Genomic DNA, 16,403 nt, shown 5'->3' on the forward strand with positions numbered 1-16,403 from the left:
AACCGTGGGGCGCACGGTCTTAAAGCTCAGTTAATGTCCTCATAGAGGAGTCACTGAGAAGCCCACACTCACCTGAAAGGGAGTGTGTGGAGTACGTCACAGACAAGTGGATTTCCCTCAAGGGAAAGCTCAGTCAAATTAGTCAGATTAGACAAAGGTTTGATATCGCTAATTTGATTTCTCTGAAGCCAAAGCGTAGTCAAATTAGTCAGATTAGACAAAGGTTTGATATCGCTGATTTGATTTTCCTCAAGGTAAAGAGAAGTCAATTTAGTCAGATTAGACAAAGGTTTGATATCGCTGATTTGATTTTCCTGAAGCAAAAGCCTAGTCAATTTAGTCAGATTAGACAAAGGTTTGATATCGCTGATTTGATTTTCCTGAAGTCCTAGGAAAGTCAATTTAGTCAGATTAGACAAAGGTTTGATATCGCTAATTTGATTTCCCTTAAGTCCTAGGAAAGTCAATTTAGTCAGATTAGACAAAGGTTTGATATCGCTAATTTGATTTCCCTCAAGAGAAAGGGTAGTCAAATTAGTCAGATTAGATAAAGGTTTGATATCGCTAATTTGATTTCCCTCAAGGTCAAGCCAAGTCAAATTAGTCAGATTAGACAAAGGTTTGATATCGCTAATTTGAGTTCCGTTAAGGTTAAGCTCAGTCAAATTAGTCAGATTAGACAAAGGTTTGATATCGCTAATTTGATTTCCGTTAAGGTTAAGCTCAGTCAAATTAGTCAGCGTTTGATTAGCTTGATCACAATTTTGGGTTTTAGCAACTTGTAGTAATACTTCTACCGTTCTTCTTCTCTGTTGAGATAAATTGGCTTTTTGTTGACACCATTCTGTAAAAGTTTGAGCAATCAAATAACCTGGCCACTTTTCCGTCGGTATTCCCTGAACACCATCTCTTGCTAACGCTGATTCACTTCTGCCAAATTCAGCCTTACCATAAATACCAATTACTTCCCCCTGGTCGTTTAATATTGGTCCCCCACTCATCCCTGGTCTTGGACTCCCACTCAAAAATAAATCATATCCCAGATTTTCTCCCCTTCCTCTAGCTGTGATTTGGGATGTTAAAAAGAAGTAATTTCGCTGTTGACTATTAGAAATAGAAGGAATAGGAAATCCAGAGTTATATACTGTTGCACCTTCTTTAACTGTGCGAGAATCAGCAATATTAGCAAGGGGATAATTTTTAGAACTGGTAAATCTGACTAGGGCTAAATCTAATTTTCCCAGAATTTGAGCTTTGTTTTCCATCGGGTATTTTTGCCCGTCATGGGTGATAATCTCATAAATACCATATCCCGCTTTTTCAACCACATGATTGGCTGTCAGCACAGTGTAGGTATTACCATTTTTGTCAATAATTACTCCTGAACCTTTTCCATCTAGTCCACCAATCATCACGGTGATTGGTTTAGCGATATCATTAACCTCTACAGCAGTTAAAGCAGATACGGATTGGTATTGTAGTAAAGCTAGGGTTGTTGTCCCTAGAATTACGCCTAATCCCTGGGAAAATTTCATAGTCCTTTGTCTGTTATAATACTATTTTTTATAGTAGTCTTTCTTTGTACTTCACGCAAAGATATAAGACAGCCAGACAGCCAGGGAATAAATTCCCTGTCTGAAAGCTCAAGTCGGTTAAAACCGACTGAGGATTTGATTGGGGAGCGCTTATAGCAAATTGTCATCAAACCCGGAACAAAAACCCCAACCCCCTCCCCGCAAGCCATGAGGGGGCTAAGATGTAACTTGTGTGATTGGAAATTGCTGTAATTATCGCCAATGGGTTTTCAAGAAATATTATACTAGTATCTTCAAATCTGATCAAGGTTGTGGCAGACAAGATGCCCGCACTACAAGAAATAAAAATATTAGGAACATTGGATCTAGCTGCATAAAAGCTTACCTCTGTGTCCTCTGTGTCTCTGTGGTTCGTTAAAAAAACTTATTTTCCTAAGCTGTTGTGCATTTAACTTGTATAATTCTTGCAGACAAGATGCCCGCACTACAAGAAATAAAAATATTAGGAACATTGGATCTAGCTGCATAAAAGCTTACCTCTGTGTCCTCTGTGTCTCTGTGGTTCGTTAAAAAAACTTATTTTCCTAAGCTGTTGTGCATTTAATTTGTATAATTCTTGCAGACAAGATGCCCGCACTACAAGAAAATCCAGTAATCTGAGGGTCTATGTTGGGTTAAGGTAGGAAACCCAACCTACTTCTTCAGATTATTGGATTTTTATTTTCATACCTTGATTTAGCAACCCCGAAATTAGACACCCTGTAAGGGTGTCTCTACCTACGCCACTGCTCACTCCAGGCACCAGTCACCTGAAAACCACCGGGGGTAGGGGTGAATGTCAGAGAACCGTAACCGAAATTATTACAGCTTGGTCCAAAGCCATTTCCACATATATCTCCAGCGCCATACCCATTGTTTCCGCGAGTCCCCAAGTGAGAATAAGGATTCCCATTCCAATTCCCGTTCCCAAACCAGGTTGTATTTGCCTGACCAACTTTAAGCATACAGCGCAGACCTGCTCCGGGACGGCCACCACCCAAATCAGATACCCTGTATTGATCAAAATAGCCACCACAGGTTTGAGGACGGGGTAGGGGTCTATAACTAGTTGAGGAAACTGAACGCCACTCCTCATTCCAGGCACCAGTCACCTGAATCACTGTCCAGTCAGGTGTAGTTTGTCGGACTGTTAGATTACGTGGAAAATTGTTGTTGGTACACTCACCATTACCATGAAAATCCGACGCAGACCCAACCAGCATCCTACCTTCGTAAAATGCGTGTCCCAGATGGCGGTAGGTACACCCTCCCCAGGCACCTTCCCCGTACCACGCCAGACGGGGAATACTAGCGCCGCCTGCTCCTCCTTCACTAAATTTGACGCAGCGAATCCCGGTTCCTGCCCGGTTATCTAGTGAGCGAACTACGTAAGTTTTTAGGTGAGGACCGCAAGTGAAGCTAGTAGCCTGAGTCAGATGAATAGGACTAGTATTAAATTGAGCCAGTGTAGAGGTGGTTGTTGCCAGCACACCTATAGTGCCTAAAGCAACAATCTTAACAGAGTGCATATTCATAACTTTCTCCGAAGATTTGGAAATTATTGTTTGCTTTCTATTTACGCTTTACATAGCAACGGAAAATTTTTGTCTAGTTGAACTTAGCCACCATCAGTAACCTTGGAACTTGCAAAAATTTATTATACTATACGGTATTTTTAGTCACAAATCAACGAATTATATCCCACATTCGGCACCCTGAACTGGCACAAGTCAAAAAAGCCTACCAAGTCCGTAGGGTGTGTTAGCGATAGCGTAACGCACTATTATCAATGATGGGGTGCGTTACGGATTTCATCCTAACGCACCCTACAATACTATATTTTTATATACAGCAGATTTGAGGTAAATGAGGTACACTATCAACAGGCAAGATGCCTGTGTTACAAGGATTTGATCATTAACATTTGTACCTGATAATCACGGAAACTGCTGTATTATATTTTTTGTTTCACCCAAAATTAGAAGCATCAAGGCTTACTTTTGGCAAACAATAACTGCTTGACTGTTTCTAAGGGAATACCCCAGCTATATTGACTTATTTGTTCTCGCTGTGCGTCTGTTGGGTAAGAACCATCTTCAAAAACATAAGGATCACCCCAAATTGGGTTAGCATGAAGTCCATTAATTGCCACTAATTCCCCCGCGCGATTCAATAGGGGTCCGCCACTCATCCCTTTTTCTACGTCATTGGTAGAGCCAATTCGGTATCCTCCCTCTAGGGCTTTATCCAATACCAATTCAATGTTACCGGGTTTAATCACAAACCCCCGATATTTGCTTTGGCTATTTTTGAGGGGAAAACCTGCGGCTATTACTCCATCTCCAATGGCGGCTGGTTGATTTGATTTGGTGGTAATCTTGTATTCTGAGTCAGCTACAAATTCTAATAAGGCTAAATCATTTCCCCTCAGTTGTTTTTTCCGCACCACAGAGTTAGCACGGTGTGTTTTTCCGTCAGGAGTTTGAATAAAATAGGGAGCTTCACCTGCTTGTAAAACATGATTATTGGTAATTACTCCATAGGTTGAGGTGAAGTGATTTTTATGATCTTTATAAAATAGTACACCAGAACCTAATGAGCGATCGCGCTTTTGTTTAGGGATACTTAAAATCCTAACTGTGATTAAACGGGCTGCTTGTTCAAGTTGAATTTGTTCTTGGCCAGACCGCAAATTAACCGTTGAAAAAGGGGGTTTTTGAACTGACGACACTGGAGTTGCCAAAGGCAAAACAGAACCAGTTAGTGCAAAAACAGCGACCATTCCTCTGCGCCAACTCATGATTTCCCCCCATAATTTCCAATTTACCAGATCGGCTCACTCTTACTGTTAATCACTTGATTAATATCAACGCTGGCAGTTCCATCACGGTTGATTGTTGGTTTAATGTGTCCCGCTTGGTCGCCACTGAGGTAAACAGCCCCACCTGCGGACCCCCGGGTATTCAACAGTTGTTCGAGAACCTGCTTGGGGTCACGATCCTTGGTCATGGTCAGTAAAACATTTTTGTTATTACAAGCTCCCTGATTAGTTCCTAAACCACAGATAACAGATTGACCGTTAACTGTTCCCGTTTTCAGGATTTTCAGTTGACCTTGATTGTGTAGTTTCTGGAAACGATCTGATACTTTTTGACAACGTTTTTCAGGTGTCCATGTATCATTAATCTGACTTGTGTTTGTCCACACAATTAAGGCCACACTACCTCTGGCTGGGTGACGAACCACGGTTGCTGGATAGTTATCACTCAAACCACAACTAAATTGACGGCTTTGAGCTTGGCTGGGTTGATTACTGGCTAAAGTGACACTCAAGGCTAAAGCCAGACCAGTTAAGGGTGCTGATAGGTTATTTTTCATAACTAAAGCCATAAGAAATCAGGTTATTAAGAGGGTTACAAAAAGCTGATGAGTTAAATCAATCCTACGTTAATATAACTAGTGTGCAAATGTCAACTGGCAAGGTATATTACCGGGCTGTCCCTCATAAAAATAAAGTAGACTGCAAATGAAAAGACTTAATCATGGTTTGTTCTACATCTTTAAGAAAGGGATCATAGAGTTTTTCTTCGGCTCGATAGGTCAGAATATAAGCTTTTGAGTTACTGATAGTCCAAATTTCCATGACTTTAAACTTAAACCTGAAGTTACCGATTTGCTCTTGATTTCTATAAACTATTTGATATCCCTCTCGATTATCTATTTTTATTGGTTGTTGTTGGAGAATTTGTACGTCTTTAACAGATTTTTGAATTTGTTCGATAGCAGCCAGATTATACTTTGATAGAGACTGGGATTTTTCTATCAATACCACACGGATAAATAACCCTACATCTAGATTCAAACTGGAACTATTAGGAGATATTTTGGCTATAGTTCCCCCGGTTAACGGACTATATTGTTGTTTCTCAGCCTTCCAGTCTTGAGGATATTTGATCTCAATTCCAAATTGTTTATCCTCAAATAGTTGACCGGCAATAGTTGTAATATTCTGTGTATCTGGATTTTGATGGCGGTAAATAGCTATTAAAACCCCAGCAGTCGTCAAAATAATTGCTGTTATCAATAAAACTTGAATAAATCGAGGTTGGGAAGGAGAGATAATTATTGTTTTTTCACCACCACCATTATTTTCATCAGTAGGTGGCTGCAATTCCTTTTGTTCATCATCACGTTTATTTAGAGCTTCCATTACTTCCCGTGCTGACTGGAATCTATAATAAGGATCTTCTTGGAGCATACGCCTTAGTATCTTACCTAAATGTTCACTAATATAGGGATATTTTTCCCAATCCCAAAGATTATTAACATCACGGGAATCCTCTGGAAATTCACCTGTTAATAATTCCACACAAGAAGCAGCCAAAGCATATAAATCACTGGAATAATCAACTTTTTTCTTTTTAATTTGTTCTAAAGGAGCATAAGCAAGAGTTCCAAACACCATAGATATTTCTGTGGTGTAGATATTACCTTCGATTACTTGTTTAACTGCTCCAAAGTCAATTAAATAAAATTTGTTATCTTCTGCTTTTGCTTGGGAGCGCACAATATTACTAGGTTTAATATCCCGGTGAATAACGTTATTTTTATGGATAAATTCCAAAACGGGTAAAATATTATTTAATAGAGCCAAAACCTTGGCTTCCGAGAAACGTCCTTGTTGTTCCAGTTCTTTACTTAGATCCTCACCTTCGATATATTGTTGAACCAAATAATAAAACTCTTGTGAGGTATGGAGTTGAGGGTCAGTTACAGTTAAGGAAAAATAATCATATAAGCAGGGAATGTTACCGCTTCTAACTCCTAAATCTTCCAGAACCTTAGCTTCTTTTTCAAAGGCTTTTTTAATCCCCGCAATAATTTCAGGAGAATGATGACTTTCAATTCGTAATCGCTTAACAACACAATGGCGTTGATTCATCGTATCTAAGTCAATAGCGAGAAAAGTATCTCCAAAACTGCCCTTTCCCAAAGGTTTGAGAAGTTGGTATCTTCCTTTGTTTCCAGCTAAAATCGGGAGTTGCCCTTGATTCTCTGTCATTTTCTTACCCCTGGGTTACCACACGCTTAATCTAACACCTCAAGAATTATAATAGCGGTAATTGTGAACACTTTTACAGTTTAGTACAATAACGGCAATTAGCGATCGCTACTACACAAACAAAGTTCACTTACCTATTGAATGAAGAATAGAACTTCCCTTACCGGAGATTAGTCACGAGGTATGAATCATGACTGCTGTAATTTTACAAATACCAGAATCACTAAAATTCACAGATGATAAATTTGTGGAAATGGTCGCTGCTAATAAAGATTTACGTTTAGAATTATCGGCTCAAGGAGAATTAAGTATCATGTCACCAACAGGAGGAGAAACCGGAAATAGAAATTTTGAAATGTGTCTGGATTTAGGATATTGGAATCGCCAAAAAAGTTTAGGAAAAGCTTTTGATTCTTCCACAGGTTTTAAATTACCTAATGGTGCTACCCGTTCCCCTGATGTGTCTTGGATCAAGATAGAAAGATGGAATACACTCACACCAGAACAAAGAAAAAGGTTTCTGCCTTTATGTCCTGATTTTGTGATTGAATTGGTTTCTGAGAGCGATGATTTAGCTGATACTCAAGCCAAAATGCGAGAATATATGGCCAATGGTTTGCGATTAGGTTGGTTAATTAATCCGAAAAATAAACAAATAGAAATTTATCGTCAAAATCAGGAAACAGAAATTCTAGAATCTCCTACAAGTTTATCTGGAGAAGATGTATTACCAGGATTTATTTTAGATTTGCAACCGATTTTTTCATGAGAGATATAGCGATTATTGGTGGGATACCATACAATTGAGGGCGCAGACCCTGCGCTCCTACCGCTTGAATTGTGCTGTGCTTGGCATAATTGGTACTCAAGACCCAAATATTTTAAACTTTAGCTTTTTTCCCTATCTGGGAGAAATCCGCACCCTAAATTGGGTGAGCATCGCGCTAGGATGTAATACATTAACGGCATAATCTCAGATCATCAGTTGCTATGGAAAATTCCCTCATCAAGTCAGTTCAAGCTTCTTACTACGGCGACAGTTCCTACCGGACACCGCCACCAGATTTAGCTTCTCTACTTTTAAAAGAACGAATTGTCTATCTGGGAATGCCTTTAGTTTCAGCAGATGAATACAAACGGCAAATGGGCGTTGATGTAACCAAGCTAATTATTGCTCAGTTGCTTTATCTAAAGTTTGACAATCCAGACAAGCCAATTTTCTTTTACATCAATTCAACGGGGACATCTTGGTACACAGGGGATGCGATCGGCTACGAAACGGAAGCTTTTGCTATCTGTGATACTATTAACTATATCAAAACACCCGTACATACAATTTGCATTGGTCAGGCATTGGGAACAGCAGCACTGATTCTATCCGCTGGAACTAAGGGTCAGCGAGCTAGTTTACCTCATGCCACTATTGTCCTGAATCAACCTCGCAGTGGGACTAGAGGTCAAGCAACAGATATTCAAATTTACGCCAAGGAAGTCTTGGCTAACAAAACAGCTATCTTGGATATTTTCTCTCAAAACACTGGACAGTCTCCTGAAAAGATTGCCAAGGACACTGAGCGGATGTTTTATTTGACTCCCCAACAAGCCAAGGAATACGGATTAATTGATCGCGTTCTCGAAAGCATGAAGGATCTGCCGAAACCTTTACCAATGATTGCTTAAATTGGTTCTCATCATCTCTAATTTCTTCTAATTATCCCTATGGCTGTTGATTCATCACTAAAAGTTCCTTATAACATTCCTGGTGGTAACCAGTGGCAGTGGGTCAGTATTGATCAACGGATGGCGCAGGAGCGGATTCTTTTCTTGAATCGTCCACTGGATACGACTCTGGCTAATTCCCTGATGTCTGCTATGCTGTATCTGGAGTCGGAGGATCAGAGTAAACCGATCTACCTTTATATCAATTCTTTGGGTGATCCTGTGCTGGCTGGTATGGATGAAACTTTGGGAATGATGTCAATTAGGGCTTGTTTGTCGGTTTATGACACAATCCAGTACATCAAGTCAGAAATTGTCACTATCTGTTTGGGTCAAGCGGTGGGTATGGCAGCATTGATTCTATCATCTGGGGCGAAGGGAAAAAGATTCAGTTTACCTCATGCAAATATTGCCTTGACTCAGTTTAGTGTGGCGACTCAGGGTCAAGCAACAGATATTCAAGTGAATGCGGAAGAGGTGTTGCAGAAAGAAAAGATAATTTTTGATATTTTTTCCCAAAATACAGGACAGACAGCCGAAAAAATCTCGAAAGATAGTCAACGTATTTTCTATATGACTCCCCAGGCAGCGCAGGAATACGGAATAATTGATCGGGTGCTAGAAAGTACCAAGAATTTGCCAAGCTCTATTTGAGTTTGATTTTTATTTTGGATTCTGGCTTCTCAACTTTGACGGAAATGCTCCAGTTCTATTTTCATAGTCTTCACTAAAATTGTCCTATGCCTATTGGTATTCCCAGAGTTCCTTATCGTCTCCCAGGTAGCACCTATGAACAATGGATCGATCTCGAAGATCGGCTATTTCGGGAGCGCATTATTTTTTTGACGGAGGAAGTAGATGATGGTATCGCTAATGCGATTGTCGCTTATTTGCTCTATTTAGATTCCGATGATCAAACTAAGCCAATTTATTTGTATATCAATTCTCCCGGTGGTTCGGTGACGGCGGGATTGGCGATTTACGACACTATGCAACACATTAAGTCTGAGGTGGTGACAATCTGTGTCGGTTTGGCTGCTTCCATGGGATCTTTTCTGTTGGCTGCGGGGACAAAGGGGAAGCGGATGGCTTTACCTCACTCCCGAATTATGATTCATCAACCTTCGGGTGGAACTCGTGGTCAGGCCAGCGATATTGCTATTGAGGCTCAGGAGATCTTGCGGCTTCGTAACCAGTTAAATCAAATTTATGTTGATAATACTGGTCAATCTTTAGAGAAAATTGAGAAGGACATGAATCGTGACTTTTTTATGTCTGCTCAGGAAGCTAAGGAATACGGTTTAATTGATCGGGTGATTGAAGAACGGATTTAAATAGGGGAAGATGATTCAAAATTCAAGATGTAAGGTTCAAAAGTCTGAGTTTCTCGGTTTGAATTTTTAGTTTTGAATTTTGAATTGAAGTCAAACGAAGCAACATGGATCTTGAAGATTATTACCGGATATTGGGTTTAAGGTCGGGAGTTTCTTTTGCTGATGTGAAAGCGTCCTATCGCCGATTGGTTCAGCAATATCATCCTGATATCAACCCAGATGATCTCAGAGCAAAAGATAAGTTTATTGCGGTGACTGAGGCTTATAAGTTTCTGCAAACGGTTTTACCAGCGGAGGAAATTAAGCCAAAGACTAGTGCGACGGAGGTGCAAACTCAACCAGCAGCGCCAAAAACAATGGTTACACCGCATCCACCAAATTTGCAGGAGATTGAACAGCGGTTAAAGTGGAAGACTTATGAGCAATTACAGCGATTTTTGCAGGAAAAAAGGTTTCCCCAAGCGATCGCTCTAGCAGAGGCTTTACTGGCGCGTTTACCGGCGGATGGGGAGGTGCGTCAATGGTTGGCGATCGCCTATCAAATCTGGGGACGAGCCTTAATTGCAGAAAAACAACTACCAAAAGCCAAAATTTATCTAAAAAAAGCCTTAAAAACTGACCCGTACAATAAAGCTTTATGGTCTGAAATTCAGCAAGATTTTCAACGTTTGGAATTGAAGCTTTAGTAATTGGTAATGGGTAATTGGTAATGGGTAATTGGTAAGATATTATTATTGATTCATTCTTTATTCTTGAATTGTTTATTTCTCTGCGTGGATGTAATCTACAAAGTAGAATTTAGGAATGAGCGAAAATTTTAGCCAACTGTAAGCACCTAAACCTAAAAGTGCCGTAATTATTAATGGTAAACCTAGCTGTAACCGCCAATGATCAGGTAATACAGCTACTCCAGATATAATAATTACAAAATATACCAAAAGTCCTATTTGCAACCTTTCTAGATTTTTAACTGCGGTTCGACAACTACTACAATGTCGGGTATGTTGTTTATATCTATCCAACATTTCCCCATGATTATCATTAATAGGTGCAGGTTCACTTGCATCAATTCCTACTTCATGCCAAGGTAATTTACCTTGACAATATTTATCAAACCAGTTGCGAAATTCAATTACTAATTTATCAGCATTTGTCGGTAACTTATAAGCAGTTTTCCAACTTTCATGTAATTGTTTCTTCTGTAACAAATACTCTTGCTGATTTAGTAGCATCATATCCCCATCTAACACTAGATTTCTTTCATGAATATGATTCCACCAACGAGGGATCAAGCGATGTAAAGTCTTAGCAAAATTGCGGGAAAATTGAGCAACGATTCTCGATTTACCAGGAGATACAGGAATAGCATAAACCAGTAAACCTATTTTTTTTCCCGTATTACCAAGATTAATGGCATATTCTAATCTACAAGGTGGTTCAAATGTAATGGTTGTGGGTAAACCTCTTTCGATATTTACTTCAATTAAATTAATGGTTGATTTGACTATATTCAGAGGTATAGGTCTAGCTTTTTCTCGATTACCTTGAACCCCGTGATGAGAAAAAGGAACATGACTAGGATCTGCCACATTTTCTATTAATGTTTGCCAATCGTATTCCAAATCACGAACATAATTCGACCACACAAATCCTTTTTCTGGATCTATTTGGGGTGATAAAGGTAAAGGTGTATTTTCAGCTATTGCTGCTGTTTTTTGATCTGGCCACACCCAAAGTAGTTCCTGTTGTTGACGGACTGGAAAGGAAACAACACAAAAATTTTCTTTATTTTTGGCAATAATTTCTGGGTTTTCTGCTTGGGGAACGCGCTGACAAATGCCATTTTCATTAAATTCCCAACCGTGATAACTACACATTAAGCTACCTGTTTTAGTTTCTATTCTACCTTCGCTTAATGGTGCGAGACGGTGGGGACATTGATCTAAAAATACCCGATAGGTTTCTGAGTTACTGGGTTTCCAAATTACCAAGCGCATTCCCAGTAGAGTTAGGGATGTTGGTCGCTGAGGATTAATATCTTCGATTGGTATGAGAGGATACCAGTGTTGAAAAAAGTTAAATTCAGATTGCATATTGCTTCTAATGAACAAAACAAATACATTACTAATGGTATACTGACATAATCAGTAAAATCTGCTCTTTTCTCCGTCTCCAGAAATAAATTTACTATGTCTCCCAATCCTTTTTTTCCTGGAAAACCAGTTCCCCCAGAAAGTTTCATAGGACGGATATCAGAAATTAACTATGCTTTTGACCAAATCCATAACCGCAGCCATTTCGCCATTTGGGGGGGTCCAGGAATGGGTAAGTCTTCATTTTTGCAGAAATTGGCTTCTGAGGAAACATGGCAAGAATATGAATTAGATCCATCTCAAGGTATCGCTGTCATTCTAGATTGTCAAAGTCTCACTCCCTTCACTCCTAGTAGTTTTTGGCGAGAAGCTTTAAATCTGCTACACAATAAATTAGACAGTGAACCAAGACTACAAGCTGAAATCAAGCCATTACTCGAAAAACCGGCGACAAATGATAGTCTGCGCCAAGCATTACGGAAATTGGGTAAAGAAGATAAGTTTTTAGTATTGTTGGTAGATAATTTTGATGCAGCATTGATAACAAACGAGCAGTACACGGAAACAGAAATGGAAACATTTTTAGCTCAGTGTCGTAGTTTGGCGGTTCATGCGGAAGAAAGTCAATATCTCTCCATGATTGTGGCTTCACTCCAGCGCCTCAGTGAATTAGGTCCCAAACTTAACCCCAATGCTTCTCCCTGGTACAATCACTATTTGTTTCAATCTCTGAAATTGTTTACTACCAAGGATTTAGTTCAACTATTAAATATTATTAGACCACCCACACTGCGGGGTGAAGTCATGAATATTACTGGTGGACATCCAATGTTAGTCCAAACTGCTGGGTTTTTTCTATATAGAGAACTACAGCTTGGGAGTAATGCCGATATTAAATCATTTGCTGAAAATTTTGAAAGAGATACTCAACAGATTTTCAAAACAATTTGGCATAGATGCAATGACAAAGAACAAGTTTTGTTGATGCTGATAGCTTTATTAGATATGGAAGGTCATATCAAAGAGAGGAAATTTAAATTAAGTGGCATTGGCCGCATTCTTACACAACATGAACGATCTTTAATCAAGTTAGAAGAACAGGGTGTAATTACTTCCAATTCTACAGAACCCGAAAAGTTCTACTCTTTCACTTCATTACTTATGAAAAAATGGGTAATTCAGGAGATTTTGCAAACTCCAGAACAATCAATCAGAGATAGAGAAAAAGAATTTATGAATCTGATTAGTCATGAACAGGTAAGCAAAGTTAAGGAAGTAGTTACTTGGTTAAGGAACAATCCAGAAAAAGTAAAATCTTTACTAGATTGGGTTCTAAAGTTAGTACCAGTATTTCCTGGATGAACATTTGGATGGAGAAGTTTATTTTAACTTCTCTACTAAGTTTATAGCTAATGATTGATTGGAAATTAAATTTATAGATTATGAGAAAATGAAAATGCCTAAGCCCAAATTCATTCCAAATCCTTATATGATAGGTGATCCAATTAGTGATTCAAACAGATTTTTTGGGCGCGAAGATTTGTTTGGTGTTATTAATGACGGCCTTCAAAACAATGTACAATTAATTGTATTATATGGTCAAAGACGGATTGGCAAATCATCTGTAATTGCACAAATTCCCAAGAAATTAGGTACAGATGAATTTGTTTTTATCAGTTTCGATTTTCAAAAAACAGTAAACTCATATCATCAAGAAATTATACGTTTGATTGCAATTGGAATTAGAGATAAACTAGAAATAAATGAGGAAACTTTAAACCATTTACCGGAAGATATTTTAAACAATATTGACATTTTTCATCGTGAGTTTCTACCAGCAGTTTATCAACAGTTAGGTAATAAGAAATTGGTTTTGCTGTGGGATGAATTTGATGTTTTGACTGAAAGAGATACTAAATTATCTACAGATAGTGATAATTTTTGTAATTATATTAGACAATTACTAGAAAAAGATCAGAAGTTATTTATTATCCCAATAGTAGGAAGAAATATATCAAAATTGCCAAAATTAGTTTCTTCATTACGACCAGGAGCAAGTAAAGAAATTGGTTTGTTGGATAAAAATCATACTAAAGAGTTAATTATTAAACCTGCTGAGAAATTTTTAAGATATGAAGAAGAAGCAATAGAGAAAATTTTCAATTTATCCGCAGGACATCCTTTTATTGCTCAAGCGATATGTCTTGCTATTCATAATCTAGCACGCACGCGTTATCCAAATAATTTGACAGATGCGTTTCCTTTGAGTATAAATAGTGATGATGTTGAAAGTATCGTAGATAAGGCAATTGAATTAGCTGAAGGTGGTTTAAAGTGGTTTTGGGGGGGATTAACTACTAAGCAGCAGGTTATTTTTACAGCAGCAGCAGAGGCTCAAAATATAGCTATTCAAGAAAATAAAGCTATCCAAACTCCATTAATGCTATTAAGAAGCTATGGAATAGTGTCAGCAGACTATTTGATTAAAGCATACGCAGAATTAGATGAATATGGTTTTTTAGATGACACACAATGCAGGGTTAAAATAGAATTAGTCCGCCGTTGGTTAGTGAAAACGCATAAGCTAAAAGATGAAATTAGTACCTTAGAAAAAGTTGATGAAGAAGTTGTAAATCAACGTTTGTTAGCGGCGGATGGATTAAGACAAGAAAATGATCCACTAGCGTTGCAGATTTATGAAAAAGCGTTACAAAATAATCCCAACAACTTCACAACTGTAATGTCTTTGGCTGAAGAATATTTGAAGATTGGACAACTCAATCAAGCCCATGAGTTGTATAAACGAGCCTACCAGTTCTATTCTATTAATAATAAACAAAAAGATGTTTTACAGCCTTTATTAAATCTAGGCAAAAAATACTCGGACGAAGGAAATTTTGAGCAAGCTTTGGAAATTTACGTACTAGCCTACCAAATTGATAGAGAAATTAGCAAACACCCTCTAATAGAGACAGCAGAAGATTATGGACATCAGTTAATAGTTAAGAGAAAATGGGCTGAGGCTGAAGAACAGTTTGAGTCTGTTTTAGAAATTGATCCTCAGAGAAAAATATCTCGACAAAGACTGGAAGAAATTCAAAGTTATAAGTCTAAAACTAATCTTAACGTTGGAGATACAAATTATGTACCTGTAAGTAAACCTTCTGGAACGATTTCCAGGTGGCTTAATCGTGGTTCAATACTCATAGCATCGTGTGGATTAGCTGGAATCATAGTTCTCGGTGCAGGTATTTCTCAAGTTTTCAAAACTTGTCCAACAGGTGAAAGAAAGGAATCAGGTGTTTTTTGTGTAGTAGATAATAGTAGAATTAGTCGAGGCGATCGCACTTTCTTCCCTGAGATTAATAATATCCCTCGTGACAAAGGTATTCAAGCCTTTAAAAAAGGTAATTATCAAGAAGCAACTGTATTATTTAATCAAGCTGTTACAGCCAATAAAAATGACCCGGAAGTGCTAATTTATTATAATAATGCCTTAGCTCGCCAACAAGGTTCTCCGTTTACCCTAGCAGTAGTTGTGCCATTAGATAAAAACCAAGATGATAGAAATGATGCTCAAGAAATATTACGTGGGGTAGCCCAAGCACAAAACCAATTTAATAGGAATAATGGATTAAACGGCAGATTACTAGAAATTGTGATTGCTAATGATAGCAACACAGAAAATGCTAAAGAAGTAGCACAAGCGTTTATCAAAGATTCTTCAATACTGGGAGTAATTGGTCATAACTCTAGTGATGCTACCAAGGTGGCATTACCAGAATATGCAAAAGCAAAATTGGCAGTTATTTCCCCGACTAGCACTAGCATTTTACTAAATAATCCAGTTTTCTTTAGAGCAGTTTATTCTGATGAAAGTGCGGGAAAAACACTTGCTGAACACACTTATAAAAGTCTGAAATTGAAAAAAGCAGTAGTTTTTGCAAATCCAAACAGTCCATATAGTAACAGCATCAGAGAGGTATTCACAAATCAATTTGAAAAACTAGGAGGTGAGGTAGTTCACAAACCCCTAATTGATTTAACTGCTTCTACATTTGATGCAGAGAAAGAAGTTGCTAAAAGCGTCTATGGTAATAAAGCAGAAGCAGCATTGTTGTTTCCAGATACAAGAAGCACTAATATTTCTCTAAGTATTGCTATGGAAATTACCAGAAGAAACGTAATGCTCAAAACCCAAAAGCCACCAATACCAGACTTAAAAATATTAGCTGGAGATACTCTTTATAAGGATGAAACCTTAACCAGCGGTGGGAAAAATGTAGAGGGTTTAATAATTGCAGTACCCTGGTTTAGAGAAACATTACAAGCTCAATCTTTTGCCAAAAAAGCATGGCAGCAGTGGGGAGGAGGTATTAGTTGGCGAACTGCAACTAGCTTTGATGCAACTTGGGCTTTAATTAAGGCTTTATCTAATAATCCATCTCGTAGTACAGTATTAGGAAGACTGGAAAATGTCAGTCTTTCTGCAAATGAAACATCGGGCTATCCTCTCAAGTTCACACCAGAAAGGGAGCGTGAAGGTAAATCTATTCTTTTACAAATTAAAGGGGGACAATTTGTGCCAATTGATTCAGTAAAGCCATAAATTTTGCCGATG

13 protein-coding genes are annotated in these 16,403 nt (G+C 38.3%); 7 read left to right on the forward strand and 6 right to left on the reverse strand.

Annotation, left to right across the window (positions count from 1 at the left end):
- Positions 1-68: 68 nt before the first annotated feature.
- The 5 genes from PN471_RS19855 to PN471_RS19875 form a co-directional block, all read right to left on the reverse strand.
- Positions 69-1,535 carry a leucine-rich repeat domain-containing protein gene (locus PN471_RS19855; RefSeq protein WP_271778306.1) on the reverse strand — a complete coding sequence of 489 codons (1,467 nt, stop codon included), beginning with the start codon at positions 1,533-1,535 and terminating at the stop codon, positions 69-71.
- Positions 1,536-2,308: 773 nt separating this feature from the next.
- Positions 2,309-3,109, reverse strand: a complete 801-nt coding sequence (locus PN471_RS19860; RefSeq protein ID WP_271778307.1) for a hypothetical protein — start codon at positions 3,107-3,109, stop codon at positions 2,309-2,311.
- A gap of 452 nt (positions 3,110-3,561) precedes the next feature.
- A complete protein-coding gene (locus tag PN471_RS19865) occupies positions 3,562-4,374 on the reverse strand; it encodes a S1 family peptidase (protein ID WP_271778308.1) in 813 nt (270 codons plus the stop codon).
- 23 nt (positions 4,375-4,397) lie between these two features.
- On the reverse strand, positions 4,398-4,964 hold the full coding sequence (locus PN471_RS19870) for a COP23 domain-containing protein (RefSeq protein WP_271778309.1): 567 nt from the start codon (positions 4,962-4,964) through the stop codon (positions 4,398-4,400).
- 112 nt (positions 4,965-5,076) lie between these two features.
- Positions 5,077-6,636 (reverse strand): serine/threonine-protein kinase, encoded by a 1,560-nt coding sequence (locus PN471_RS19875; protein WP_271778310.1) that lies wholly within the window; start codon positions 6,634-6,636, stop codon positions 5,077-5,079.
- 190 nt (positions 6,637-6,826) lie between these two features.
- Here PN471_RS19875 and PN471_RS19880 point away from each other — a divergent pair, with 190 nt between their 5' ends.
- From PN471_RS19880 to PN471_RS19900, 5 genes are all read left to right on the forward strand, one after another.
- Complete coding sequence (locus PN471_RS19880) at positions 6,827-7,405, forward strand: Uma2 family endonuclease (protein WP_271778311.1); 579 nt, start codon at positions 6,827-6,829, stop codon at positions 7,403-7,405.
- A 221-nt stretch (positions 7,406-7,626) separates the two neighbouring features.
- Positions 7,627-8,316, forward strand: coding sequence for an ATP-dependent Clp protease proteolytic subunit (locus tag PN471_RS19885; protein ID WP_271778312.1), 690 nt, complete (start codon positions 7,627-7,629; stop codon positions 8,314-8,316).
- Between the two features lie 39 nt (positions 8,317-8,355).
- Positions 8,356-9,009, forward strand: a complete 654-nt coding sequence (locus PN471_RS19890) for an ATP-dependent Clp protease proteolytic subunit (RefSeq protein ID WP_271778313.1) — start codon at positions 8,356-8,358, stop codon at positions 9,007-9,009.
- Positions 9,010-9,095: 86 nt separating this feature from the next.
- Positions 9,096-9,689 (forward strand): ATP-dependent Clp protease proteolytic subunit, encoded by a 594-nt coding sequence (locus PN471_RS19895; protein WP_271778314.1) that lies wholly within the window; start codon positions 9,096-9,098, stop codon positions 9,687-9,689.
- Between the two features lie 104 nt (positions 9,690-9,793).
- A complete protein-coding gene (locus PN471_RS19900) occupies positions 9,794-10,375 on the forward strand; it encodes a J domain-containing protein (protein WP_271778315.1) in 582 nt (193 codons plus the stop codon).
- A 75-nt stretch (positions 10,376-10,450) separates the two neighbouring features.
- Here PN471_RS19900 and PN471_RS19905 read toward each other — a convergent pair whose 3' ends face one another.
- Positions 10,451-11,782: an aromatic ring-hydroxylating dioxygenase subunit alpha gene (locus PN471_RS19905; protein ID WP_271778316.1), complete on the reverse strand. Its 1,332-nt coding sequence runs from the start codon at positions 11,780-11,782 to the stop codon at positions 10,451-10,453.
- A 96-nt stretch (positions 11,783-11,878) separates the two neighbouring features.
- On the opposite strand from PN471_RS19905, the gene PN471_RS19910 reads away from it, so the two are divergent.
- Both PN471_RS19910 and PN471_RS19915 read left to right on the forward strand, forming a co-directional pair.
- Positions 11,879-13,144 (forward strand): ATP-binding protein, encoded by a 1,266-nt coding sequence (locus PN471_RS19910; RefSeq protein ID WP_271778317.1) that lies wholly within the window; start codon positions 11,879-11,881, stop codon positions 13,142-13,144.
- 94 nt (positions 13,145-13,238) lie between these two features.
- Positions 13,239-16,391 carry an ABC transporter substrate-binding protein gene (locus tag PN471_RS19915; RefSeq protein WP_271778318.1) on the forward strand — a complete coding sequence of 1,051 codons (3,153 nt, stop codon included), beginning with the start codon at positions 13,239-13,241 and terminating at the stop codon, positions 16,389-16,391.
- Positions 16,392-16,403 lie beyond the last annotated feature (12 nt).

Source organism: Aphanizomenon sp. CS-733/32 (genome assembly GCF_028330045.1).
In the GTDB taxonomy this organism is placed as follows: domain Bacteria; phylum Cyanobacteriota; class Cyanobacteriia; order Cyanobacteriales; family Nostocaceae; genus Dolichospermum; species Dolichospermum gracile.

Excerpts from the sequence above, each read along its gene's own strand:
- PN471_RS19855 (WP_271778306.1), bottom strand. The coding sequence starts at position 1,535 with ATGAAATTTTCCCAGGGATTAGGCGTAATTCTAGGGACAACAACCCTA.
- PN471_RS19860 (WP_271778307.1), bottom strand. The coding sequence starts at position 3,109 with ATGAATATGCACTCTGTTAAGATTGTTGCTTTAGGCACTATAGGTGTG.
- PN471_RS19865 (WP_271778308.1), bottom strand. The coding sequence starts at position 4,374 with ATGAGTTGGCGCAGAGGAATGGTCGCTGTTTTTGCACTAACTGGTTCT.
- PN471_RS19870 (WP_271778309.1), bottom strand. The coding sequence starts at position 4,964 with ATGGCTTTAGTTATGAAAAATAACCTATCAGCACCCTTAACTGGTCTG.
- PN471_RS19875 (WP_271778310.1), bottom strand. The coding sequence starts at position 6,636 with ATGACAGAGAATCAAGGGCAACTCCCGATTTTAGCTGGAAACAAAGGA.
- PN471_RS19880 (WP_271778311.1), top strand. The coding sequence starts at position 6,827 with ATGACTGCTGTAATTTTACAAATACCAGAATCACTAAAATTCACAGAT.
- PN471_RS19885 (WP_271778312.1), top strand. The coding sequence starts at position 7,627 with ATGGAAAATTCCCTCATCAAGTCAGTTCAAGCTTCTTACTACGGCGAC.
- PN471_RS19890 (WP_271778313.1), top strand. The coding sequence starts at position 8,356 with ATGGCTGTTGATTCATCACTAAAAGTTCCTTATAACATTCCTGGTGGT.
- PN471_RS19895 (WP_271778314.1), top strand. The coding sequence starts at position 9,096 with ATGCCTATTGGTATTCCCAGAGTTCCTTATCGTCTCCCAGGTAGCACC.
- PN471_RS19900 (WP_271778315.1), top strand. The coding sequence starts at position 9,794 with ATGGATCTTGAAGATTATTACCGGATATTGGGTTTAAGGTCGGGAGTT.
- PN471_RS19905 (WP_271778316.1), bottom strand. The coding sequence starts at position 11,782 with ATGCAATCTGAATTTAACTTTTTTCAACACTGGTATCCTCTCATACCA.
- PN471_RS19910 (WP_271778317.1), top strand. The coding sequence starts at position 11,879 with ATGTCTCCCAATCCTTTTTTTCCTGGAAAACCAGTTCCCCCAGAAAGT.
- PN471_RS19915 (WP_271778318.1), top strand. The coding sequence starts at position 13,239 with ATGCCTAAGCCCAAATTCATTCCAAATCCTTATATGATAGGTGATCCA.